The sequence below is a fragment of the Mesorhizobium sp. M1295 genome, assembly GCF_040318135.1.
Classification (GTDB): Bacteria; Pseudomonadota; Alphaproteobacteria; order Rhizobiales; family Rhizobiaceae; genus Mesorhizobium.
In genome coordinates this window covers 141,168-165,273 of the sequence record NZ_JAMYLU010000008.1, presented here as the reverse complement: position 1 = coordinate 165,273, position 24,106 = coordinate 141,168, and the positions used below count along the sequence as shown (strand labels likewise).

The window sequence follows — 24,106 nt, the reverse complement described above, 5'->3', positions numbered from 1 at the left end:
TTTTACAAGCGATACCCGTATGGCGGCAAATTGACGATACTGACCGCCGATCGGCAAGGATTGTTTGATCCCGATCACGGATTTTTCTACAATCGCATTGCGAAGTCGGCCAACTCTACGGTCACAATAAACTTGGCCCAGCTTAAATTTCGCGAAAAGTTCCAGCTCGCCGGCGCGAAGAAACAATTGCTGCAGAGCGACACCCTGTTGCGTCCGTCGCAATTGACCGTCGATCAGGTTGATTCGATTTCGAACGTGTTCGCGTTCACGTTTGTGCGGAATCCCTACAGCCGCGTGCTGTCGGCCTATTTGGATAAGGTCGCGACGGGAAAGAAAAACATCGGTAAGCGCGGCAATATCCCGACTTTCTGTGAATTTTGTGATCTCCTGGAAGATGGCTGGCTGTATGCGGACCTCCATTGGGCTCCGCAGACATCGTCGCTTGTCATGCCCACGTCCGAGTTTGATTTTATCGGTCGTGTCGAAAATTTCGCCGAGGACTTCCAAAAGGTGTGGGATCGGATCAGTGGCGGCAGGCAAATCAGCAACACCATCCACCGCAGCCAAAGCCGAACGGATGCGACGAGCAAGGCCGACGATTACTATGATAAGAGATCGCGCGGGATCGTCTCTAGCCTCTATGCCGAGGATTTTGAGGCTTTCGGCTACTGACGGCAATGCGCGGCTTCTGCTCGGCGGCGCACAGTCTACCTCAGGAAAACGACACTCCAGTCGATCATGTGCAAATCTTCACGGCGTAGCGAGGTCAAATGGCTCTGTCTCAGCATGATCGGCAGGTCCAAGCCGAACCGACAGTGCCGATCCTGTTCGTGCGCCAGCGTTATGCGCCTTTCGGTGGAGGCGAGATCATGCTGGAAAACATCATGGCCGCGTTCGCGGCGCGTCAGCGGCCGGTGGCCGTGCTCTCCGGCGACTGGCCGCGTAATGAAGGGATAGAGTTCATCCATTGCGCCGGCCGCCGCTTTCCGCGTTCGCTGCGGGCGACGTCCTTTGCTCAAGCCGCCTGCCGCAAGATCGCCGAGATGCCACGGGCGCTGGTGCAGAGCAACGATCGCCTCCCGTGCTGCGATGTCTTCCGGGCCGGGGAGGGCGTTCATGCCGCCTATCTTGCCGAGCGGCGGCGTTTCCAGACGCGGCTTGGCAGGGCGGCAATGGCGCTGAGCCCTTTTCACCGCCAGACGCTGCGCCTCGAGCGCGCAACCTATGCCAGCCCACGGCTCAAAGCTGTCATTGCGATTTCGAAAATGGTCGCAGACGACATTGTCCGTCACTACGATTATCCGGCGGAAAATGTGCACCATATCCCCAACGGCGTGGACCTCGACCGCTTCAATCCGCAACTGCGCCAACAGCATCGGACCGCGGTCCGCGCGCGGCTCGACGTCGACGATAACAGGTCGGTCGTCCTGTTTGTCGGCTCGGGCTTTGCGCGAAAGGGGCTTCTTGCACTGATGAGGGCTGTCGCCAGGCTCGATGGCGAGCCGGAATTGTGGGTCGTCGGCCACGATTCGCGCGCCAACGCCTTCAGGCAGGCTGGTGACAGGCTGGGTCTCGGCGCAAGGCTCAAGATGCTGGGGCCGCAAAAGGACATGTTGCCGTGGTACGGCGCGGCCGATATTGCCGTGCTGCCTTCCATCTATGATCCTTTCGGCACAGTGGTGATCGAGGCCATGGCCAGCGGCTTGCCCGCTGTGGTAAGCACCGGCTGCGGAGCGCGCGAGCTTGTCGAGCGGTTCGAGCCGACGCTTGTTTGCGACGCGGCCAGCGAAAGCGACCTCGCTGCAGGGCTCGCGCACGCGCTGCAGTTGTCGTCACGATGTGAGACCGCGACCCGGGTGAGAGCGGCGGCCGAGCATTATGATTTCAACGTCATGATAAAGCGAATGATGGCGCTGTATGAAAGCCTTGATCTGAAATGATTTTCGACTTTGTTGGATTAGGTTAGTACCCTCAGTGCGCTAACAGGCCGGGAGCCGATGCTGCAGATACATTCGAATGACAGCGGCAGCTTTGATGCCGGAACCTTCTGACCGTGCCGGTGCTCTCGGTCGTTATCATCACCCGCAATGAGGAGGCGTCCATCGCGCGCTGCCTTCGTTCGGTGGATTTTGCCGACGAAATCGTCGTTCTAGACAATGACAGCAGCGACAGAACCAGGGACATTGCCGGTGATCTCGGAGCCAAGGTTTTGATGACCCTTGATTGGCCCGGTTTCGGCGCGCAAAAAAACCGTGCGCTTGCCGCGGCAACGGGGGATTGGATCCTTTCGCTGGATGCCGATGAGTGGGTGGAGGCGCCGCTCGGTGCGGAAATCAGAGCCGCAATCGCCGACCCAAAAGGCTATGACGGCTTCGAAATACCGAGAAGATCGCGCTTTTGCGGGCATATTGTCCGCCATGGCGGCTGGTCACCCGATCTGGTGCTCAGGCTATTTCGTCGCCGCTCCGGGCGCTTCAGCGACGATACCGTGCACGAGAAAGTAGTGGTGAACGGGAAGGTCGGGCGATTGTCCCAGCCGATCGAGCACGACTCCATCGCCGACCTGGCGGATGCCCACGACAAGATTGGCCGGTACGCCGAAGCGTCCGCCGCGCGGCTGCTTGCCGAGGGCAAAAAAAGCTCGATAGGCAAGGCGGTTTTGCGCTCTGTCTGGGCTTATATGCGCAGCTATGTTTTCCGGCTGGGATTTCTGGACGGTTCCACTGGGGCGATGGTTGCCGCTTATTCCGCCAGCTACACCTATCAGAAATGGGCGCGTGTGGCATTGGGGAGCGAGGCCAATTCCACCCGAACCAGCAAGACCGAGGCCAGGACAAATCTGTGAGAAACCGGCTTGCGCGACCGCCATTGTTGCCGAGCCATCGCCAACTAGTTAGTGTACGACCGTTAAAATCGAAAGCCAGGGTAGTGAATATGACTGATGCGTTTAGGGTATTTATCGGATGGGACAGCCGTGAGCCGATCGCGTACGACGTCGCGCGCCACTCGCTGCTCAAACATGCGTCGGCGCCTGTCTCCGTCATTCCGATCAAGCAGGACGAGATGCGTAGCCGCGGGCTGTACTGGCGGGAAAAAGACCCGCTCGCCTCAACGGAGTTCACCTACACGCGCTTTCTGACGCCCTTTCTCGCCGGCTACACGGGTTGGGCCCTGTTTTGCGATTGCGATTTCCTGTGGCTCGGTGACGTCGCAGGCCTGCTGAAATATACGGACTCGGACAAGGCGGTCTATTGCGTCCAGCATGACTATACGCCGAAGGCCACGACCAAGATGGATGGCGTGGTCCAGACATCCTATCCTCGGAAAAACTGGTCGTCGTTGATGCTGTTCAATTGCGCGCATCCCTCGGTCAAATCGCTCACGCCAGAGGTCGTGAACCAGGAAAGTGGCGCCTATCTTCACCGAATGCAGTGGGTTGCCGACGAAGATCTGGGCTCATTGCCGGTAGAGTGGAATTGGCTCGAAGGCTGGAACGAAAAGCCTGCTGTCGGCACACCTAAGGCGGTCCACTATACGAGCGGCGGCCCGTGGTTTGCCGAGTGGCAGAATGTCGACTATGCCGATTTGTGGATAGCAGAACGCGACGAATTCCTGGCTTCAGATCAAGCACAATCTTCTCAGAGCGCAGTTCGATAAGCGCCATCGTGTTTGGCAGGTGAGCGCTTCCGAAGTGGAATCGATTTCGTGTCGCGAAGAGCGCAGCAACCAGCCGTCAGACGCTGGGCGTCGACAACAATGCGTGGTGCCGCCTTGGGGCGGGACCGGGGGCGGATTGTGCCTAAATCTGGCGGTTCCGGCCGGATAAGATGCCGCACCAGGTAAGGATCAGCTCGCGGCAATATGATCGGTCTGGGGTCCGTCAGCTCTTTCATCGGCCTAGCCGGCACGCGAAAGTCGACCATGCCGTCATTGCGAAGACGCCTCGATCGTTTTTTGGAAAACCGCGGGCCTAAAATACCGCGGCTGCAGCTGAACCATGTCGAGCGCCTGGCGCTGGTCCGTCGCCATGGTGATTTTTCCCTTGCCTATTCGGCCGCCGTGCAGAAGGGGCTTCATTACTTCGGCGATGCCCAGGGCTACATCGCTTACGGCAGCAAAACGCGACATCATTTCGCGCTCGGTGATCCAATGGCTGCCCCGGCCGATCGGCGCGACTATATCAAACGTTTCGTCGAGGTTGCAGGCAGCCCGTGGTTCGTGCAGATCGGCGAACAGACGGCGCGCGTGCTTGCCGGGCTTGGCTATCAGGTCAACCGCCTTGGCGTCGACACCAGGCTTGTCCTGCCCGGCCACGACTTTTCCGGAAGGCGCAATGAGACAGTGCGCTATTCCGAACGTTGGCTCTTGAGGAAGGGGTTTTCCTTTGCGGAGGACAACGGGACCGTCTTCCTCGACGAGATTGCCAGGCTCTCCCAGAACTGGCGGGCAGACCGCATCGTCAAGCGCTGGGAGATGAGGTTTCTCAACAGGCCCTTTGCCGATCACCTTGGCATCGACATGCGCCGCTTCGTCCTGCACGGTCCGGATGGAGAGCTCGTGGCCTTGCTGGATTTCGATCCGCTGTTCAGTGACGGCAAGGTCATCGGCTACACCACCTCGTTCAAGCGCAAGCACATCGATGCCTCGGCGCATGCCGAGATCGGCCTGACCAAATTTGCGGTCGACCGCTTTCGCAACGAAGGTGTTTCCGTCGTTACCCTCGGCCTGTCGCCGCTGGTCGAAATCGGACCCAGCGGGTTTGTCGAAAGCGATTTCTGGCGGTGCGCTTTCCAGCGCGCCTATGAATCGCCGTGGGTCAATCGCACCCGCTTCAACCTGCAGGGGCAGGCGGCCTTCAAGCGCCGGTTCCACGGTGTCGAAGAGCCGACCTATCTCGCCTTTCGCAAGGGGACCTTTTTCGAGGCGCTTTCTCTGCTCCGGCTGATCAGGGCCGTCTAGTGCCTGGTGGATGGGGCTCGTCGTCTCCCAGTATGTCGACCTCACACCGGCCAGGCTTGGTTGTTTAGGTGGGAAAGGAAGGCCGCGGCGGGATGCAAAAGACCGGCCGCGAAGCGCCGGACGGTTCTTGCTGTCGTCCCCAGTCCCGCCGGGGCACTTTTGGTAGCCCGAGAACGGCTCCGCATCAGCGCCAAGGGGTCGGATTCACGGTTGCTGCAGCGTACCGCCAGGAATAACGAGGGTACCTTGGCCTGGCCTTGAGTATCTGAAGCCTATGAAGAACAAAGCGACGATGATCAAACAAATGACGATGACCGCGACGACGCTGCCAGGACGGTGTCCGGTATCTGGCGGTTGGACCATTGCCTTCCCGCATGGCTATCGCCGTTGACCTTCTTCATTCTCCAGCCGAGCATGACGACTGTCAATGGATGCAGGAGTTGCCCCCGCCGTCTGTTGCGCAAAATGTTTTCCCGTGGGTTAGTGGCGGCGCGTTGAGTTGGCCAAATGATCGATCAACCTCTCCCCGTTCACGGGAGAGGGTATCGTCCTTCGACGAACTCGCGAGGCAGGTGGGCGGCGCGGACTCAACCAATATTACGGGAAGACCGCCGCGTATTCGCTGCGGAAATCCCCGATGACGTCGGAACGTCCAGGCGCACCGGGCTCGATCCCTTGATGGAAGCGAACTCGGCGTTGATCTTGGGGTCGACGACGGTACCGGCGAAGTCGAGCTCTGCCTTGAGCACGTCATCGGGCTGGCCGCCGAGGATGCCGAACGCATCCACCGTCACCGATAGCGCCTTGGTGCCGGGAATGTTGATGCAGCCGAAATCCTCGCCGAGCACCTTCTTGTTGGCCTTCCACTGACCCTTCATCCAGTCGCCATGGATCTGCATGAGCGTCTTGCCCGAAATGACCGTGCTGGTCGTCTCGTTCCATTGCCGGTTCACCCAGCCCGCGTCGGCCTGGCTGGTGATCTTGCGGAACATGTCGATCGCGTCGCGCAGGCCTTTCTCGTCGAACACAGTCTTGTCAGGCGTTTCACCATAGAAGCGGTTGTATATGTCCGGGCCGGCGACGGCAGCGACCAGGGCATGAAAGAGATAGCCGGCCTGAAACGTGTTGCCGCCCACTCCGATGAAGGTGAAGCCGGCCTGCTGGACCTTTTTCATGTCGGCGAACATATCGTCGAGCGAGGCCCATTTGGTCGGGTCGACGCCGGCCTCGGCGGCGACCTTCTTGTTGTAGTAGATCATCCCGTCGATATGGACGCCGGTCGGGATTTTGCGGATCTCGCCGTCGACCTTGATTGACTTCAAAACCGTTTCGGGAAAATTCGGCGTCGCCCCGATCTTGTCGAAATAGGCGTCGAGCGGCTCGCCCAGTCCGCGTTTGGTCAGATCGCGATAAAGGCCAGGCTCGGAGTTGATGAACAAATTGGGTGGTGTGCCGGCGACGATCAGGCTGACCAGCGGGCTGGAGCCGGCCTGCTCGTGCGGCACGGCCATCTCGGTAATCTTATTACCTTTCGCTTCGAACGCCTTGACGATCGCGTTGAGCGCGCCGATCTCGCTCTCATTCGACCATGTATGGAACAGTTTGAGCTCGGTGGCGGCGGCGCTGGCGAACGGCGCGGCGCCGATCGCCAGCGCCAGTCCAAATGCGCCCAGCAGTCTCTTGGACGTCAGTCTTCTGGACATCGTTTCCTCCCTATTGATGTTAAATCCGACTCCGAGTTTCGGCGTCGAAAAGATTGAACCGGTCGGCCGGAAAGATCGCTCTGACGCTGGCGCCGTCCCGCAGCGCGCCGATCTGCGAATGGTCTACATGCACAGCCAGCAGCTCGTCGGCGGCCGCCAAGAAGGCGGTACCGTCGCTACCGGTCTTTTCGCTGTAGCGCAGCGGCAGGTCGAAGATGGCGGCCGGTTTGCCGCCATTCGGCCTGCCGATCGAGAAATGCTCCGGCCGCAAGCCGACCAGCACCTTCATGCCCGTGGCCGGCTGCCTGATGAAGGAATAGTCGGACAGGTCCATCTCGACGCCGGTCGACCGGTGGGTCGCGACGACGCGGTTGCCGGTGAGATCGATCGTCGTCTCGAAGACGTTCATCGGCTGCGAGCCGACAAAACGAGCGACGAAGAGGTTGGCCGGCCGCTCGTAGATCTCGTCCGGCGTGCCGATCTGCTGGATGACGCCGCCGTCCATTACAGCGATCCGCGTCGCCATAGTCATCGCTTCGACCTGGTCATGGGTAACGTAGACGACCGTCTTCTTGAGGTCGTGGTGGAGCTTCTTGATCTCCAGACGCATCTCGGTGCGCAGCTTGGCGTCGAGGTTGGACAACGGCTCGTCGAACAGGAACACGTCGACATTCTTCACCAGCGCGCGGCCGATGGCGACGCGCTGGCGCTGGCCGCCGGACAGTTGCGCCGGACGGCGGTCGAGCAGCGGTTCGATACGCAACAGCTGTGCGGCCCAGGCGACACGCCGCTCTATCTCGCCGCGGTCGAGCCGTTGCGCCGAGAGGCCGAACTTCAGGTTGCCGCGCACCGTTTTTGTCGGATAGAGCGCATAGGACTGGAACACCATGGCCAGGCCGCGGTCCTTGGGATCGAGATCGGTGACATCGCGGCCGCCGATGGTGATCGAGCCTGCGGTCACCTCCTGCAGGCCGGCAAGCAGGTTAAGCAATGTGGTCTTGCCGCAGCCGGACGGGCCGAGCAGCACCAGGAACTCGCCGTCATTGACGGTGAGGTCGAGATCCTCGAGCACGGTGACGCGCCCGAACTGCTTGACGATATTTTTGAATTCGACCTTCGGCACGGCTATCCCTTGATGGCTCCGGCGGTGATGCCCTGGACGAAGAATTTGCCGAGCCCGAAATAGACCACCAGCGGCGGGATGGCCGTCAGCAAAGCTGCGGCCATGTCGACATTGTAGTGGACCTCGCCGCGCTCCGTGATGACGGTGTTGGCCAGGATGACGGTCATCGGTTGGGCGCCCATGCCGCCAAAGGTGAGCCCGATCAGGAAGTCGTTCCAGACGCTGGTGATCATCAGGATCAGCACGACGATCATGATGTTGCCGGACATCGGCAGGATGATCTCGGCGAAGATGCGCCAGAAGCTACCGGAATCCATGATCGCCGCGTTGATGATCTCGGGCGGCACGTCCTTGTAGAAATTGCGGAAGATCAACGTCAGCAGCGGCATCGCCAGCACGGCGTGGATGACGGCGATCGCCCAAATGGTGCCGTAGATGCCGAGCGAGGCGGTCAGGGCGACCAACGGGATCATGATGATCTGGAACGGCACAAAGACGCACATGAACAATACGAACAGAAAGGGGCCAGCCCAGCGGACGTTCCACAGAGCCAGCGCGTAGCCGGTGACCGACGCCAGGGCGATCGACAGGAACAGGCTCGGGAACAGAATGGCGAGCGAGATGAAGAATCCGTGCCTGACACCCTCGCACGTCATGCCCGAGCAGACTTCTGCCCAGGCCTTCCACCAGCCTTCGAATGTCCAGGTGGTCGGCAGCGAAAAGACCTCGCCGAGCGCGATCTGGTCCATTGTCTTGAAAGAGGTGACGATCACCACGTAGAGCGGGATCGAAATGAAGGCCGCGCACATGGCGAGGAACACGAGGACGGCGATCGACGCTCCCTTGATGCGGCGGCGCCTACGGGGGTAGACGCGCCCGCCGATGCGCGCGGCCGCTGATGTCTCGTAAGCGGACACGGCATTCATACGGCGGCGGCCTGGCGACGGCGGACTTGCCAGGCGGTGACCAGCATCAGCGGCAGGAAGACGGCAGCCGTGATCAACAGCATGATGACTGCTGCGGCGGACGCGTAACCGATGTTGGAACGGGTCGAATAGGCGTTGATGACGAAATAGGCCGGCGTCCAGGTTGACGTACCGGGTCCGCCATTGGTCATGGCGAGCACGATGTCGTAGGTCTTGACCACGCCGAGCGACAGCAGGATCGCGCAGGTCAGGAACGTGAACTTCAGCATCGGAATGATGATCTCGACGTAGAGCCGCCAGAAGCTCACGCCGTCGAGCTTGGCGGCGCTCCAGATTTCCGTGTTGATCGACTTCAGGCCGGCCAGCATCAGCGCCATGTAGAAGCCGAGCCCGTGCCAGATCGAGGCGAGAATGATGCCGTAGATTGCCGTGGCCGGATCGGCCAGCCAGTTGAAATTAGCGCTTTCCCAGCCCAGCTGGTGCAGGAAGTTCTGGACACCGAGGGCCGGGTTGAACATCCAGCGCCAGACGATGCCGGTGACGATCAGCGACACCGCGAGCGGATAGAGAAAAATCGTCCGGAAGAAGCCTTCGCCGCGCTTTTCCTTCTCGATCATCGCGGCCAGGATGAAACCCAGCACGATGGCGAGCGCGCTGCCGATCGCCAGGACGACGACGTTCCGGAGCGAGGTCATCCAGACGCCGTCGCTGAAAAGCCGGTCATACTGGCGCGCCCAAACTGCGGGGTCGATCGCGTAGTCAGGGAAACGACGCGAACGCGTGAACGACATCCAGATCGTCCATCCGATGGCGCCGGCGAAGGCCACCAGGGTGACCGTGAGCGCAGGAATCAGCGCAAGCTGCGGCGAGACCTTGCTCCACCTGAGCGCCATTCGGGTTCCTCCCTCGAAGGCCTGCCTTAGCCGATCGCGGCCCTGGCAATTTTCATATTAGCGTTAAACCAATCATGACGATATCGCTCTGTCAACAGTAACAAGCAAATCGGGATCAAATGGCACCGGGCATTCGAGAAAACGACGCTGCAGCGCAGCAAACCCGCGCTTTGGCGGGTGAGAATTCATATTGACAAAGCGCGCGGCGGGGAGCAAAGGCGATATTAACGCTCATACGAAATTCGACCTATCGGAAGGAAAACGTCATGAAAGGGATCACCGGCTTCGGCCACGCCGCCATCAAGGTGAAGGACCTGGACGCCAGCCTCGCCTTCTATAGGGACAAGCTCGGCTTTCCCGAGATGCTGCGCCTTCACAATAAGGACGGCAGCACTTGGCTGGTGTATCTCAGGATCACGGAAGAGGTGTTCTTGGAGATATTTCCCGGTGCGGAAAACGATCGCGCTCCCGGCTGGAACGCCAACGGCGTCAATCACATGTGCCTGACGATCGACAATCTTGACAGCTTCTGCCCGGCGATCGAGGCCAACGGCATCAAGCTGACCGCACAGATCAAGGACGGGCTCGACGGCAACCGCCAGGCCTGGATCGAGGATCCTGACGGCAATCGCATCGAGCTGATGGAGATGCACGCCGATTGCCTTCAGTACAAGGGTCTGAAACGGTTGCGCGAAGAGGGATTGCTGCCGGCTTAAGTCCTCTCAGGCAACATGGCCAATGTGACGAGATCTTGCAGAGAACCCGTACCCGACTGAAGGACATCGCGGTGGCCACCGGCTACTCGGCGAACACCGTTTCGCTGGCGCTGCGCGGCAGTCTGCGAATTCCGGAGGAAACGCGCGACCGTATCCAGTCGGCCGCGCAGAGCCTGAACTATTTTCCGAACACCATCGCGCAGGCGCTGGTCAGCCGCGAGACGCGGACGATCGGGCTGGTGCTCACCGACATCATGAACCCGACGCTGACGCTGGTGTCGCGTTTCCTCGAGAGGGAGCTCGCCCAGCGTGGTTATTCCCTGATGCTGGCCGCCAGCGACCACGATTCCGCCAAGGAGTGGAGTGCGCTGAACGTGTTCCGCTCGCGGCAGGTCGACGGCATCCTCATCTATCCGACCAACCACGACCGGCTCGACCACATCCGCGCGGTGCGTCAGGTCGGATATCCCGCACTGGTGCTTGCCGATATTCCGGTTGCCGGCCTCGACGTGGTGGCGATCGACGACCGCAGCGGCGGCTACAAGGCGGTCCGACACCTGATCGAGCGCGGCCATCGTCGCATCGCCATGCTCGACGCGGCGCAGCTGCTCGGCAACAGCGAAAAGCATGACGGCGCGTTTCGCGCCGTGACCGAGGCAGGGCTTCCCGCCGATGCGCTCGTCGTGGTCAAGCCCGGCGGCCATTCGGCGACCGACGGTTTTCAGGCGATCGGCGAGGCAATGAAGCTGAAGCAGCGGCCGACGGCGCTGTTTGCCACGACCGATTCGCTCGCCATCGGAGCGTTGCGCTGGTGTCGCGAGCAGGGCGTCTCCGTGCCCGGCGGACTGGCGATCGTCGGCTATGACAACACCGAAGCGGCGGACTTCAGCTCGGTGCCGATCACGTCGATCAACTATGCCGCCGCCGCGGTCAGCAGCCATGCGGTTGAGCGGATCCTGTCGATGATCGGCAAGCCGTTATCGACGCCGATCGTGACGCTGATCGACCCGGAACTGGTGATCCGCCAATCCACCTGAGGCACGGCGCGTTCGCTCGTCAGACACGACCAGCGTGGCAGCGCGATGCGCAGTGGCGGAGCGGACGTTGCTCACCGGTTTCGTGCGCCCTACGTGTGCAGCGAAAGATTGATGTAGCTGAGGGGCTTTCAGTTGCGGCGGCAAAATCGTAAATTCGGTTACGTTTGGGTGGGCATCCTCGCCAAATTGGTCTGACAGAGACATTAAGAAGATAATGAAATGAATATGTTACGCCACAGACTTGCGGTGGCGCCAATGATGGATGGGGAAGATAGATAAATAAAATCAAATGTTTATGAGGGTTTGTGTGCAACAACTGCACACGAAAGTTCTCCTTCTCGTCCATATCCGTTCTTGCGACCGAGTATCCGACCGCACTCTTAGGACGCCTTTTGAATAGCTGCGCTGACTTATCTCGCGAGGGCCGTCGCCAGTGTATCCGCGATCTGCCGTCTGCCAGATGGCGGACGTCACACAAAGCTGATCCCACGCGGCGCTGCTGATGTCCTCGACACCAATGCCCGGCTACGCATGCGTATTGTGCGGGAGCCGTAACAGTGCCTGCGCTCGCTGCAATATCAAAAGATGCTCCAGGGAGGCCACACCCACCGCCCATTCGGTCGGCGGTGAAAGCGCGTCGTTGCAATGCAAGTGAAAAAAACTACCGGGCAATCAAAGCAGACATTTCTGGACTGTTTGTCGAGCGAGGCGGAGTTTGGCGCAACGCTTGAACTTCAGCCGGGACCGAAATGGCCTTACCGTCCGATCCAGATCACGACGCCCGCGAAACACTTCGACTGATCGGTCCCGATCCGCAGAACTGGGTGCCGGATCGGGAGGGCATCGACCACAATGTCTTCATCGTCGGTGGCGGGCAGACGGGCGCGACCTTCGCCTTCGCGCTGAGGCGCGCCGGCATCGGCAAGGTCACGGTCATCGACGCCGCATCGGACGAAGGCAAGGCCGGCATCTGGCTTACCCATGCGCGGATGAACCGGCTGCGGACGCCGAAAGGCCTGCCGGGACCAGAACTCGGTCTGCCAGGCTTGAGCTTTCAGTCATGGTATGAAGCCCGCCACGGTGCGGAAGCGTATGCCGGTTTCGACCGCATCGCGCGGACGGATTGGGCGAGTTACCTGAAATGGTATCGAGAGTTCCTCGGTATCGGCATCCGCTACGGCACGCGTCTCCTGCGCATCGAGCCGGCTGCCGGGCATTTCCGCCTCGATCTCGAAGCGGAAGGCAAACGATCGGTCGAAACAGCGCGCAAGATCATCCTGGCCAATGGCTTTGGCGGCAGCGGCGGTGCGGTGATACCGGATGTGTTCGCAGCTCTTCCCCCGGGTATCGTCGCGCACAGTTCGGCGGCAATCGATTTTGCCTCGCTCAAGGGCAAGGCTATCGCTGTCGTCGGTTCCGCGGCTTCGGCATTCGATGCAGCCGGGACGGCCCTTGAGGCCGGGGCAAAATCGGTGCGTCTCTTTGCCCGCCGCAACAGCATTGCCAGCGTGCCGATCAATCGCGTCCGCGGCTATCCCGGTGCCTATGACAACTATCCGCTGCTGCCGGATGCGGTGCGCTGGCGCCAGGCGCTGCGGTTTCGCGATGCCGGTTCGACGCCGCCACCCGATGCGGTGGAGCGGATGGTGCGGCACCAGAATTTCCACCTGCACCTCGGCGCCCCATGGACGAAGGCCGGTGTCGACAGCGGTAAGGTCGTCACCGAGATCGCCGGTGAGACGTTTGCCTTCGACTTCGTCATCGCCGGTACCGGCTATTTCGCCGACCCGACACGCAAGCCCGAATTCGCCGATTTCGCCGCCTCTATCCGCCTGTGGCGCGACCAGTACGCGCCGCCCAAAGCAGAACGCGATAAATTCTTCGGCGCCCATCCCTATCTCGGTCTCGGTCATGAATTCCTTGAGAAGGCGCCGGGCGAGGCGCCGTTCCTGAAGGATGTCCATGTCTTCAATCCCGGCGGCTTCGTCAGCTTCGGCCTGCCGATCGGCGATATCCCGTCGATCAGGCGCGATGTGCCCGCCGTGGTTGCCCGCATCAGCCGCGATCTCTTCCTCGCCGATCTCGACAGCCATGAGAGCCGCATAACCGGCAGCCATCCGGCCGAATTCGGCGAAGAGGCCTATGCCTCTGCCGTTTGGCGGCCGGCGCAGACCATCGCGGCGGAATAGACGCATTTCAATGGACAAGTGCCGATGACCTTCAGCCCTGACCTTTCCGACCCGTTCGTCGCCACGGCGGTTGAGTTGCGCGAGATCTTCGATCGGGATGCGGTGGCGCGTGACAAGGCCGGCGGACGGCCGGTCGAACAGATCCGGCTGCTGAAGGAGAGCGGCTTGCCGTCGGCGCAGATTCCCAAGCGCTATGGCGGCAAGGGCGCATCCTGGCTGTCGGTGCTTCGCGTGGTGCGCGAATTCGCCCGCACCGATGGTTCGCTCGCCCATCTCTACGGCTACCATCATCTGCCGCTTAACGGCGTGTTGTTTCGCGGCACGCAGGCGCAAAAGGATCAGCTGCTAACGCGCTCAGCCCGGGAAAACTGGGTCTGGGGCAATTCCGGCAACGCCATGTCAAAGACCTCGACGGCCAAGCGCAACGGCAAGGGCTGGATCCTCAGCGGCTTTCGGCCTTTTTCTTCCGGTTCGCATATCGCCGACTATATCCAGGTCGCCTGGGAGGACGGTCAGGACCGGCTGGCAGCGGCGATCCCGGCCGATCGCGAAGGCATCGTCATCGAGGGCGACTGGGATGGTGTCGGCCAGCGCCAGACGGGTTCCGGCAAGGTGACCTTCAAGGATGTGCATGTCTGCGACGACGAACTGATCGGCTCACCCGCGGCGCCGCTAACGCCGTTCCAGACGCTGACGTCACTTTTCCAGCAGGCGGTCCTGCTCAACCTGTTCGTCGGCAGTGCGCAGGGAGCACTGAGCGAAGGGCGCGACTATACGGTCTCGCAATCGCGCCCCTGGATCTATTCCGGCTACGAGAAGCACACGGACGACCCGTTCGTGCAGCGCAAATATGGCGATCTCTATATCCGAACGCTCGCCGCGGCCGAACTCGCCGATGTGGCGGCGAAAAGCCTCGATGCCGCCTATAGCCAAGGCGAGGCCTTGACCCTGGAGCAGCGCGGGCAGACGGCGATCGATCTCGCCACCGCCAATGTCTATGCCGGGCAAATCGGCCTCGATGCCTCGAGCGAGGTTTTCGAGGTGATGGGCGCCCGCTCGGCCACCAAGGCCAACGGCTTCGACAGGTTCTGGCGCAACGTGCGAACGCACACGCTGCACAATCCGGCCGAGTACAAGAAGCGCACCATTGGCACCTGGTTGCTGACCGGGGACTTCCCGGTCGGCGGATTGTATCGCTGAGGAGGCGGGAGACATGGCCAGGCGCAAGGACAAGCTCAAGCTTGGAGCGTTTCTGCTCTTCACCGGCCACCATGTCGCCGCTTGGCGTCATCCGGCGGCGGGCGAGGGAACCAGCCTCAGCGACTACATTGAACTTGCCAGGTTGGCGGAAGCGGCCAAGTTCGACACGATCTTCTTCGCCGACGGCGTCGCGGCGCGGCTGAAGGATCTGGAGGTCGCCAGCCGCAAGGCGCATAGCGGCGTCTATCCGTTCGAGCCGATCACGCTGCTGTCGGCGCTTTCGGCGGCGACCAGGAACATCGGCCTGATCGCCACGGCTTCGACCAGCTATTCCGATCCCTACAATCTGGCCCGCCAGTTCGCTTCGCTCGATCATTTGAGCGGCGGCCGTGCCGGCTGGAACCTGGTCACCTCTTCCGATCCGGAAGCGGCGTTCAATTTCGGCCACGAGGCGCATATCCAGCACGGCGACCGCTACGACCGGGCTGAAGAATTCGTCGATGTGGTGCTCGGCCTCTGGGACAGCTGGGAAGACGATGCCTTCTCGCGCGACAAAGCGAGTGGGCGCTATTTCGACAAGGACAAGCTGCACGTGCTGAACCACAAGGGCCAGCACTTCAAGGTGCGCGGTCCGCTGAACACGCCGCGAACGCCGCAAGGTCATCCGGTTGTGGTCCAGGCCGGGGCGTCCGGTCCGGGCAAGGAGCTGGCGGCTCGTACCGCGGAAGCGATTTTCGCCGCGCAGATCACGCTCGACGAAGCCACCGCATTCTATGCCGACGTCAAGGGCAGGCTCGGCAACTATGGCCGCTCGGAAGATGACCTGAAGGTGCTGCCTGGCATCTTCCCGGTCGTCGGCCGGACCGAAGCCGAGGCGCAGGAGAAGTTCGAACAGCTGCAGGACCTGATCCAGCCGGAAGTCGGCCTCGGCCTGGTGTCGGCGCTGGCTGGCGGCTTCGATCTCAGCTCATACCCGCTCGACGGGCCCGTGCCGGATTTGCCCGAGACCAACGCCGGCAAGAGCCGGCAGGCTCTGGTGATCGACCTGGCACGGCGCGAGAATCTGACCATTCGGCAGCTCTATCTGCGCATCGCCGGCGCCCGTGGCCACTGGCAGGTGGTCGGCACGCCGCAACAGATCGCCGACACCATGGAAGAGCGGTTCGAGAATTACGGCGCCGACGGCTTCAACATCATGGCGCCGATCATGCCTGGCGGCTTGAAGGATTTCATCGAACTGGTGGTGCCGGAACTGCGCCGCCGCGGCCTGTTCCGTCAGGAGTATGAGGGCAGGACCTTGCGCGACAATCTCGGCCTGAAGCGGCCGGCAAATCGGTTTTCGCGGTCCGCCGCGGCAGCCGCGGAATAGGCAGACCATGGCGCGCGACAAGCTCTTTCTCATTCAGCCGGGTTTCTCCGACCCGAAACATCCAGGCCGGACATTCGTCTGTCCCTATTGCAACCAGGTCGAAGGGATGCTCGCCGCCTTTCCCGATCTCGCCGCCAGACTGGACGTCGAGCGCGTGCCGTTCGCGAGGCCGAGGGACAAGGTGATCGACGCGCTCGGCGAGCGGCATCAGTCCCTGCCGGTGCTCGTCATCGGCGGCGATCCGCCCACCGACCTGCCGACGGCCAAGGGCCAGGCCTTCGCCGACGACACCAAATGCATTCTTGCGCTTCTGGCCGAGCGCCACGGCTTCCCGCATCTGCATGAGTGACAGCATGACCTTCGATCCCGATACCTCCAATCCATGGATCGCCAAGGCGGTCGAACTGCGCGACATCTTTGCCCGCGACGCGGTCGAGCGCGACCAGCTTGGTGGCAGGCCGAGCGAACAGATACGCCTGCTCAAGGAAAGCGGCCTGCTCACAATCGTCATCCCCAAGGAATTCGGCGGCGCCGGCGAACCCTATTCGACGGCGCTGAAGATCGGCCGCGAGTTCGCCAAGGTCGACGGCTCGATCGGCCACATCTACGGCTACCATTTCAGCGCATTGATCGCCGCCAGGCTCAATTCGGACGAGCCGCGTTCGGCCGATCTGCTGCGGCGTTCGGCTGCCGGCGACTGGTTCTGGGGCAACACCGGCAACAGCTTTTCCAAAACGCTGTTCGGTCGCAAGGATGGCGAGTGGACGATCGTCAATGGTTTCAAACCCTTCGCCTCCGGCTCGCATGTGGCCGATTATCTTTCGACCTCGTGGGAAGACGAGATCAGCGGCGAGAGGAAATTCGCGGCAATCCCCGCGGATCGCGACGGCATCAGCATTCTCGACGACTGGGACGGCATCGGCCAGACGCAGACCGGCAGCGGCAAGGTCGCCTACAAGGATGTCAGGATCCACGACAGCGAACTGGTGCGCGGCTGGGTCGACGCCTCGCTGCCGATCCGCACCATCGGCCCGCTGCAGCAGCAAAGCGTGTTGCTCAATGTCTTCATCGGCACGGCCCAGGGCGCGCTGCTGGCGGCGCGGGACTACACGCTCAACAGTTCGCGGCCGTGGATGTATTCCGGCGTCGAGCGCCATATCGACGATCCGTGGATCAAGCGGCAATATGGCGAGCTCTGGGTCAAGACGCGAGCGGCAACGGTGCTGGCCGATCGCGCGGCGGCGGCGATCGATCACGCGATCGCCCGCGGCAAGGCGCTGACCGAGCAAGAACGCGGTGAGGCGGCGGTTGCCGTCGCCGCGGCCAATGTGCTGGCCGGCGATGTCGCGCTCGAAGTCACGACCGAGATCTTCGAGGTGATGGGCGCCCGCTCGGCGGTGCGCAAATACGGCTTCGACCGCTTTTGGCGCAACGCGCGCATTCATACCTTGCATAACCCTGCTGAATACAAGACCCGCACCGTCGGCACCTGGTCCCTGACCGGCGCCTATCCCGAGCCCGGCGTCTTTCGATGAGCGGCCGGCAGCTCCATCTCAACGTCAACATCCTGCATGCCGGCTTCTCGCCGGCGGCCTGGCGGATGGATGGCGTCGACCCCTATGCCGCCTTCACCGTCGACCACTATGTGCAGGTTGCGAAGATCGCCGAACGCGCCAAACTCGACGCCGTATTCCTTGCCGACCAGGCGGCAATCTCGGATCGCATCGACTATCGGCCGATCACATCGCTGGAGCCGACCATCGTGCTGGCGACGGTAGCCGCCGCAACAGAGCGCATCGGGCTGATCGCCACCGCTTCAACTAGCTTCAACGAGCCGTACAACATCGCCAGACGCTTCGCGACCCTCGACCATGTCAGTGGCGGGCGCATCGGCTGGAACATCGTCACCACGGCCGATCCCGCCTCGGCCCGCAATTTCGGCCTCACCGGCGCCATCGATCATAGCCGGCGCTACGAACGGGCAGCGGAATTCGCTGACATCGTCAAGGCATTGTGGGACAGCTGGGAGGACGATGCCTTTATCGGCGACGTCGCCAGCGGGCGTTTCGTCGATGCCGCCAAGGTTCACGCCATCGAGCATAAGGGCACACATTTTTCGGTTCATGGCCCGCACAATGTGCCGCGTTCGCCGCAAGGACATCCGGTGGTCATCCAGGCCGGCGGTTCGGATGACGGCAAGGACCTCGCCGCCCGCCACGCCGAAGCGGTGTTTTCCGCGTCGCAATCCTTCGAGGAGGCGCTCGGCTATGCGCGGGAGCTGAAGGCGCGTGCCGTCGCCTATGGCAGGAGCGGCGGCGTGCCGCTCAATCTTGCCGGGCTCGCCACGATCATAGGCAGCACCGAGGCCGAGGCGAAGCGAAGGCAAGAAGAGCTCTGGGACCGCATCCCGCTCGACTACAGCCTTGGGCGGCTGTCCGGTGTGCTTGGCATCGACCGCGACCGGCTGAAGCTCGACGAAAAATTGCCCGATACCATTCCGCTGCCGGCCAACGGCGGCCACACCTTCTTCAAGGCCACGCTCGCGCTCGCGCGCAGCAACGATTTCACCGTTCGCCAGCTGATCCGGGCGCTGAACGGCAGCACCGGCCACCGCACCATCGTCGGCACGCCGGAGCAGATCGCCGACGATATCGAAAGATGGTTTGTCGCCGGCGCCGCCGACGGTTTCAACCTGATGCCGGACGTGCTGCCGACCGGACTGGAGGTTTTTGTCGATACGGTGGTGCCGATCCTGCGCCGGCGTGGCCTGTTCCGCACAGAATATGAAGGGCGCACGCTGCGCGACCATCTCGGCCTTATCAGGCCCGAAAGCCGTTTTGCACCGCAGCCGCACAAGGCGCCAGCGCTGCATGAGGCCACCCATTGAATGATCATCAAAATACAACGGAGCGGAAGGTCCTGCCACTGACCTCCATGCCCGGCCAAAATACAGGCCCGACAATGAGCGCTGATACCGAATTTCTTTGGTACATCCCGAATCAGGTCGATCCCGGTCACCGCGGCGAGCCGGCCGTCGAGGACCACAACAGCCTGGAGACGCTGACCAGCCACGCGAAGGCGCTTGAGGAACACGGCTGGAAGGGCGCGCTGATCGGTACCGGCTGGGGTCGGCCCGACACGTTTACTGTCGCGGCCTCGCTCGCCGCGCGGACCACCTCCTTCGAGCCGCTCATCGCGATCCGCCCGGGTTACTGGCGGCCGGCGCACTTCGCATCCGCCGTAGCCACGCTCGATCAGCTGACTGCCGGTCGCGTTCGTATCAACATAGTGTCGGGCAAGGACAACCTCGCTGCGTATGGCGACAGCGAAGGTGACCAGAACCATCGCTATGCCCGCACCCGAGAATTCATGCGGCTGGTTCGCAGACTTTGGACTGAAGAGAAGGTGACCTTTGCGGGCGAGCACTTCCAGGTCACTGGTTCTACCGTGATGCCCCGCATCCATGTCCGTGGCGATCGGCGCCATCCCAAGCTCTACTTCGGCGGCGCGTCGGAGGCGGCCGAGCTTGTGTCGGCCAGCGAGGCGGATGTCCAGCTCTTCTGGGGAGAGCCGCTCGACGGCGTCCGGGAGCGGATCGAGCGGCTCAAAGCCTTGAGCAGGGAACTTGACCGAGACCTCCCGCCTCTCGAATTCGGGTTGCGGGTCACCACGCTGGTCCGCGACACCGCTGGGCAGGCCTGGGCGGACGCAGAGGCGAAAGTCGACGAGATGGCCAAGGGCAAGGGCGCCGGCTGGAACGATCACGGTCGGGCGGTAGCGGTGGGCCAGCAGCGGCTGCTCGATCTGCACGCGCGCGGCGAGGTGCTGGACGACAACCTCTATACGGCGCCGGGCAAGTACGGCGGCGGTGGCGCCGGCACCACCTGGCTGGTCGGCTCGGCCGCCGACGTTGCCCGCTCGCTCGGCAGGTACCGGGATCTCGGCATCACGCACTTCGTGCTCTCGGATACACCGTATCTTTCCGAGATCAAGCGGCAAGGCGATCAATTGCTTCCGCTATTGCGCAATGGGGCCTAAGCCGCGCTTCTGAATAGGAAACACGATGTCACAGCCGGCCGCCTTCAGCATCCGCCCTTCCGACGCTGACCTACGCGGTGAAGCGGCGCTACGGCGGCGTTATCGAGCGCCGCAAAGCGCGCATACCGGAAACTGGAACGAAGCCCTCGAGGCGATCCTTTCGCATCGCTCGGTCCGCAACTATCTGGCCAGGCCGCTGCCTGAAGGCACGCTGGAACTGATCGTCGCTGCCGCCCAGTCGGCGCCAACTTCTTCCAATCTCCAGGCGTGGAGTGTCGTCGCCGTCGAGGATCCGGCGCGCAAGGCGCGGCTTGCCGGACTGGCGGCGATCAATCGCCATATCGAGCAGGCGCCGCTGCTGCTGGTCTGGCTGGCCGATCTGTCGCGGCTGCGTACCATTGCCAAGGCAAATGGCCGGGCGGGCGAGGGGCTCGACTATCAGGAGAGTTTTCTGCTGGCCGTGATAGACGCCGCACTTGCAGCACAAAATGCCGTGGTGGCGATCGATGCGCTCGGGCTCGGCTCCTGCTACATCGGCGCCATGCGCAATCATCCGCAGGAGGTGGCGCGCGAACTCGGCCTGCCGCCGGAAACCGTCGCGATGTTCGGCTTGACCGTCGGCTGTCCCGATCTCCTGGCCGCGACTGACATCAAGCCCAGACTGCCACAGACAGTGGTTCTGCACCGTGAGCGCTACCAGTCAGCTCCGCATCCGGACGATCTCGCAGCCTACAACCAGACGCTTCGCACCTTCCAGCAGGAGCAGTCGATGCCTGAGGTCGACTGGACCGAGCTGATGTCGAACCGCATCGGCAGCACGGCGGCGCTGAAAGGCCGTGATCGCCTGGGCGAAGTGCTCAAAGCGCTGGGCTTCAAGCTAAAATAGGCGCGCGCGCCTGCTCGCGAGACCGAGGTGAGACTATTCCGCAGCGACGATGGCGATGCGGGCCGGCAGCGGCACTGGCGGCGTGAAGTCGAGAGCCCCAAGCCGCCGCGCCTCGGCCTTCAGCCAACCATGGAAGCGCTCGACTGTCGCCAGCTTCGCCTTGTGCGGCGTGGTCGCGAAATAATAGGAAAACTCGACCGGCTGCGGCGAGCCGAACGGACTGACCAGCCGCCCTGCGGCAAGGTCAGGCTCGGCCAGTCGGAATTTGCCGAGACCGATGCCCTTGCCGGCCACAGCGGCATCGAGCACCAGCGACGACTGGCTAAGCCGTATGCCACCTTCGACAAGCCGGCCAGACAGGCCATTGGATCGCAGCCAGCCCTTCCAGTCCGGGCAGCTAGGATCGCGTTCTGGTCCTTCCTCATGCAGGATCGGCGCGTTACGCAGCCCCTCCGGCCCGCGGTAGAGGCCGTGCGTACGGGCAAATTCCGGGCTGCAGACAGGCAGCACCGCTTCCGAAAACAGCCGTTCGGTGACGAGGCCGCTATAGGCGCCCGAGCCGTAGCGGATGACACAGTCGACGTCTTCGCTGGCAAAATCGGCAAGCCTGGTCGATGCATCGACCAGCACTTCGAGGCCGGGCACCGCATCGCGCAGCGCGTCGAGGCGCGGGATCAGCCATTTGCTGGCAAAAGAGGGCGCGACCGACACCTTGATCGGTGCATCTTCCTCGTCGCCGGAAATGCGTGCGACCGATTCGACAACGACGTCGAAAGCCTCGGTGAGACCAGGCATCAGCGCCTGGCCGGCCGAAGTCAGCAGAAGCTCGCCGCGGTTGCGCTGGAACAGTGGTTGCCCGAGGTGATCCTCGAGCAGGCGGATCTGCTGGCCGATAGCGGCGGGCGTGACGTGGAGCTCTTCCGCCGCCCGCGTAAAGCTCAAATGGCGGGCGGTTGCGACAAAAGCGCGAAGCGAGGTCAGCGGCGGAAGTCTCGCCAGCGTCGGTCGCAGCTTCCTTGTTTTCGCACGAATGAAATCAACCATGAGGCGCATTCAACACTTTCAGGCCCGGCGCGACGAGGGCGGGCTTTGCGCCAAAGCACGCAGGGGAAAATTTCGTTTGCCGCAGCGTCGCGCCAGCAGGAACGGAAATCTAAGAAATCGCAATGTCTACTATTCTTGTAGAATAAGGTCGGGATGCTGATTTGGGCGGCGACGAGCCTCGCCGGATCCAAAGCCGGGTCCTGGAATGAAACCGTCGTGCGAAGCGGCGCTTTCGGCAGACGATAGAAAATCATTCTTCCGGTTTTGCGGCGCCACGGGGATCATTGCGTCGAGGCGCCGAAATGCGTTCGGCCGCCGGATGCAATCCGTTTTCCGGAGCCCAAGACCATGTCTGTCAATCGTCGTCATTTCAACCAGCTGTTGCTGCTTGGCGGTGCGAGCTTCGCATTGCCCGGTCTTTCCTTTGCCGCCGAAGGCACGCCGGTCCAGGGCGGCACGCTCAACTGGGCCTACTATCCCGACCCCACGTCGCTGATTGCCATCAACACCTCTTCAGGCACCGGCCAGGCCATCGGTCCCAAGGTCAATGAAGGCCTGCTTGATTTCGCCTATGACCTCAGCCCGAAACCGCTGCTGGCGACCGAGTGGTCGATCAGCGATGACGGCCTGCGCTACACCTTCAAGCTGCGCCAGGGCGTCAGATGGCATGACGGCAAGGACTTCACCTCACAAGATGTTGCCTTCACCATCTTGCGGCTGAAGGAGGCGCATCCGCGCGGCCGCATCACCTACCAGAATGTCACGGCGGTTGAGACGCCCGATCCGCACACCGCCATCATCGTGCTGTCGAAACCGGCGCCCTATCTGATCACGGCGCTGAGCAGTTCGGAATCGCCGATCGTGCCGAAGCATGTCTACGAAACGTTCAAGCCGGCGGAACAGCCCAAGCTGGAGCAGACGATCGGCACCGGTCCCTTCGTGCTCAAGGAATGGGTGCCCGGCAGCCATCTGATCTTCGATCGCAACCCAGACTATTGGGACGCGCCGAGGCCCTATCTCGACCGTGTCGTCCTGCATGTCATCCTCGATCCGGCTGCGCGCTCGGCGGCTCTTGAAACCGGTGAGATCGACATCGGCGCCAATCCCGTGCCGCTGGCCGATATCGAGCGGCTGAAGGCAAACCCCGCTCTGGTCGTCGACACCAACACCTACGCCTATTCTGGCCCGCAGCAGCAATTGTTCTTCAACTATGAAAATGAAATCCTGACCAAGCGCGAGGTGCGCCTGGCCATTGCCCATGCGATCGACCTGCAGAAGCTGGTCGACATCGCGCTCTACGGCTACGCCCAGGTATCGCCAAGCCCAATCAGCACCGCACTGCCCAAATGGTACGACCCGAGCATCAAGGCGCGTGAGCCCGACCCCAAACTAGCGGAGAAACTGCTCGACGATGCCGGCTATAAGCGCGGCGCAGACGGCAAGCGCTTCAAGCTCCGGCTCGCCTACAACGCGTTCCTGCCGGCGTCCTATGCCGACTTCATCAAGCAGTCGCTGGCAGCGGTCGGTATCGATGCCGAGATACTGAAGCTCGATCTGTCGACGTTCCTGAAGACGGTTTACACCGACCGCGCCTGGGATTTGGTCATCGAATCGCTGTCGAACACCTTCGATCCGACGCTCGGCGTGCAGCGCGCCTACTGGTCGAAGAACTTCAAGATCGGCCTCGTTTTCTCCAACGCCAGCCACTATGCAAACCCCGAGGTCGACCAGATCCTTGAAGCCGCCGCGATCGAGCCTGACGAGACCAAGCGGCGCGAGCTCTGGTACAAATTCCAGCACATCATCCATGACGACGTGGTGTCGGTCGATCTCGTCGCCGCCGGCGCCCAGATCGTCGCCAACAAGAAGGTCCGGGATTTCGCGCCCGGCGCCCAGGGCATCAACAACAGCTTCGCGCAGATCTGGCTCGCGCCAAACGCATAAGCATTTGGATCTCCTTTTTCTGGGATTGGCGCGTGAAGCCGCCGATCCGACTTTTCTCCATGAAAGACAAATCGCGCAA

General features: G+C 62.1%; 21 protein-coding genes. 16 read left to right on the top strand and 5 right to left on the bottom strand.

Going from position 1 to position 24,106, the window contains the following annotated elements; translation table 11 throughout:
* Positions 1–30: 30 nt before the first annotated feature.
* The 5 genes from NKH29_RS14070 to NKH29_RS14050 all read left to right on the top strand — a co-directional run bounded on the left by NKH29_RS14070 (position 31) and on the right by NKH29_RS14050 (position 4,959).
* Complete coding sequence (locus NKH29_RS14070; RefSeq protein ID WP_023717682.1) at positions 31–672, top strand: sulfotransferase family protein; 642 nt, start codon at positions 31–33, stop codon at positions 670–672.
* Between the two features lie 98 nt (positions 673–770).
* Positions 771–1,940 carry a glycosyltransferase family 4 protein gene (locus NKH29_RS14065; protein WP_051409615.1) on the top strand — a complete coding sequence of 390 codons (1,170 nt, stop codon included), beginning with the start codon at positions 771–773 and terminating at the stop codon, positions 1,938–1,940.
* Positions 1,941–2,053: 113 nt separating this feature from the next.
* Positions 2,054–2,845, top strand: coding sequence for a glycosyltransferase family 2 protein (locus tag NKH29_RS14060; protein ID WP_352844043.1), 792 nt, complete (start codon positions 2,054–2,056; stop codon positions 2,843–2,845).
* Positions 2,846–2,934: 89 nt separating this feature from the next.
* Positions 2,935–3,657, top strand: coding sequence for a glycosyltransferase (locus NKH29_RS14055; protein WP_352494621.1), 723 nt, complete (start codon positions 2,935–2,937; stop codon positions 3,655–3,657).
* 264 nt (positions 3,658–3,921) lie between these two features.
* Positions 3,922–4,959, top strand: a complete 1,038-nt coding sequence (locus NKH29_RS14050; RefSeq protein WP_023717678.1) for a phosphatidylglycerol lysyltransferase domain-containing protein — start codon at positions 3,922–3,924, stop codon at positions 4,957–4,959.
* Between the two features lie 587 nt (positions 4,960–5,546).
* Here the strand turns inward: NKH29_RS14050 and NKH29_RS14045 are convergent.
* From NKH29_RS14045 to NKH29_RS14030, 4 genes are read right to left on the bottom strand one after another with little or no spacing between them, the layout of a single operon-like run.
* Entirely contained in the window at positions 5,547–6,662 is a 1,116-nt protein-coding gene (locus NKH29_RS14045; RefSeq protein WP_352999918.1) for an ABC transporter substrate-binding protein, read from the bottom strand.
* A 19-nt stretch (positions 6,663–6,681) separates the two neighbouring features.
* A complete protein-coding gene (locus tag NKH29_RS14040; protein ID WP_352482627.1) occupies positions 6,682–7,785 on the bottom strand; it encodes an ABC transporter ATP-binding protein in 1,104 nt (367 codons plus the stop codon).
* Positions 7,786–7,787: 2 nt separating this feature from the next.
* A complete protein-coding gene (locus tag NKH29_RS14035; RefSeq protein WP_352790205.1) occupies positions 7,788–8,711 on the bottom strand; it encodes a carbohydrate ABC transporter permease in 924 nt (307 codons plus the stop codon).
* Positions 8,708–9,604, bottom strand: coding sequence for a carbohydrate ABC transporter permease (locus tag NKH29_RS14030; protein ID WP_352790208.1), 897 nt, complete (start codon positions 9,602–9,604; stop codon positions 8,708–8,710). The genes NKH29_RS14035 and NKH29_RS14030 overlap by 4 nt, the downstream gene beginning before the upstream one ends.
* 266 nt (positions 9,605–9,870) lie before the next feature.
* Between NKH29_RS14030 and NKH29_RS14025 the strand changes: the two genes are divergently transcribed.
* From NKH29_RS14025 to NKH29_RS13980, 10 genes are all read left to right on the top strand, one after another.
* Positions 9,871–10,320, top strand: a complete 450-nt coding sequence (locus NKH29_RS14025) for a VOC family protein (RefSeq protein ID WP_023717674.1) — start codon at positions 9,871–9,873, stop codon at positions 10,318–10,320.
* A gap of 35 nt (positions 10,321–10,355) precedes the next feature.
* Positions 10,356–11,357 (top strand): LacI family DNA-binding transcriptional regulator, encoded by a 1,002-nt coding sequence (locus tag NKH29_RS14020; protein ID WP_352999916.1) that lies wholly within the window; start codon positions 10,356–10,358, stop codon positions 11,355–11,357.
* Between the two features lie 749 nt (positions 11,358–12,106).
* Positions 12,107–13,546: an NAD(P)-binding domain-containing protein gene (locus tag NKH29_RS14015; protein ID WP_352999914.1), complete on the top strand. Its 1,440-nt coding sequence runs from the start codon at positions 12,107–12,109 to the stop codon at positions 13,544–13,546.
* A gap of 24 nt (positions 13,547–13,570) precedes the next feature.
* Positions 13,571–14,746, top strand: coding sequence for an acyl-CoA dehydrogenase family protein (locus tag NKH29_RS14010; RefSeq protein WP_352999912.1), 1,176 nt, complete (start codon positions 13,571–13,573; stop codon positions 14,744–14,746).
* A gap of 13 nt (positions 14,747–14,759) precedes the next feature.
* Positions 14,760–16,115, top strand: a complete 1,356-nt coding sequence (locus NKH29_RS14005) for an LLM class flavin-dependent oxidoreductase (protein WP_352494623.1) — start codon at positions 14,760–14,762, stop codon at positions 16,113–16,115.
* A gap of 7 nt (positions 16,116–16,122) precedes the next feature.
* Positions 16,123–16,464, top strand: coding sequence for a DUF3088 domain-containing protein (locus NKH29_RS14000; protein WP_023717671.1), 342 nt, complete (start codon positions 16,123–16,125; stop codon positions 16,462–16,464).
* Between the two features lie 4 nt (positions 16,465–16,468).
* Positions 16,469–17,650, top strand: coding sequence for an acyl-CoA dehydrogenase family protein (locus NKH29_RS13995; protein WP_352999911.1), 1,182 nt, complete (start codon positions 16,469–16,471; stop codon positions 17,648–17,650).
* Positions 17,647–19,002: an LLM class flavin-dependent oxidoreductase gene (locus NKH29_RS13990; RefSeq protein WP_352999909.1), complete on the top strand. Its 1,356-nt coding sequence runs from the start codon at positions 17,647–17,649 to the stop codon at positions 19,000–19,002. The genes NKH29_RS13995 and NKH29_RS13990 overlap by 4 nt, the downstream gene beginning before the upstream one ends.
* A 74-nt stretch (positions 19,003–19,076) precedes the next feature.
* The gene (locus NKH29_RS13985) at positions 19,077–20,153 is read left to right on the top strand and encodes an LLM class flavin-dependent oxidoreductase (protein ID WP_352999907.1); all 1,077 of its coding nucleotides are present in this window, start codon (positions 19,077–19,079) and stop codon (positions 20,151–20,153) included.
* Positions 20,154–20,178: 25 nt separating this feature from the next.
* Positions 20,179–21,039, top strand: a complete 861-nt coding sequence (locus tag NKH29_RS13980; protein WP_023717666.1) for an NADPH-dependent oxidoreductase — start codon at positions 20,179–20,181, stop codon at positions 21,037–21,039.
* A 33-nt stretch (positions 21,040–21,072) separates the two neighbouring features.
* Here the strand turns inward: NKH29_RS13980 and gcvA are convergent, their stop codons facing one another.
* Positions 21,073–22,083 (bottom strand): transcriptional regulator GcvA, encoded by a 1,011-nt coding sequence (gcvA, locus tag NKH29_RS13975; protein ID WP_352482616.1) that lies wholly within the window; start codon positions 22,081–22,083, stop codon positions 21,073–21,075.
* 348 nt (positions 22,084–22,431) lie between these two features.
* Between gcvA and NKH29_RS13970 the strand changes: the two genes are divergently transcribed.
* A complete protein-coding gene (locus tag NKH29_RS13970) occupies positions 22,432–24,027 on the top strand; it encodes an ABC transporter substrate-binding protein (RefSeq protein ID WP_023717665.1) in 1,596 nt (531 codons plus the stop codon).
* Positions 24,028–24,106 lie beyond the last annotated feature (79 nt).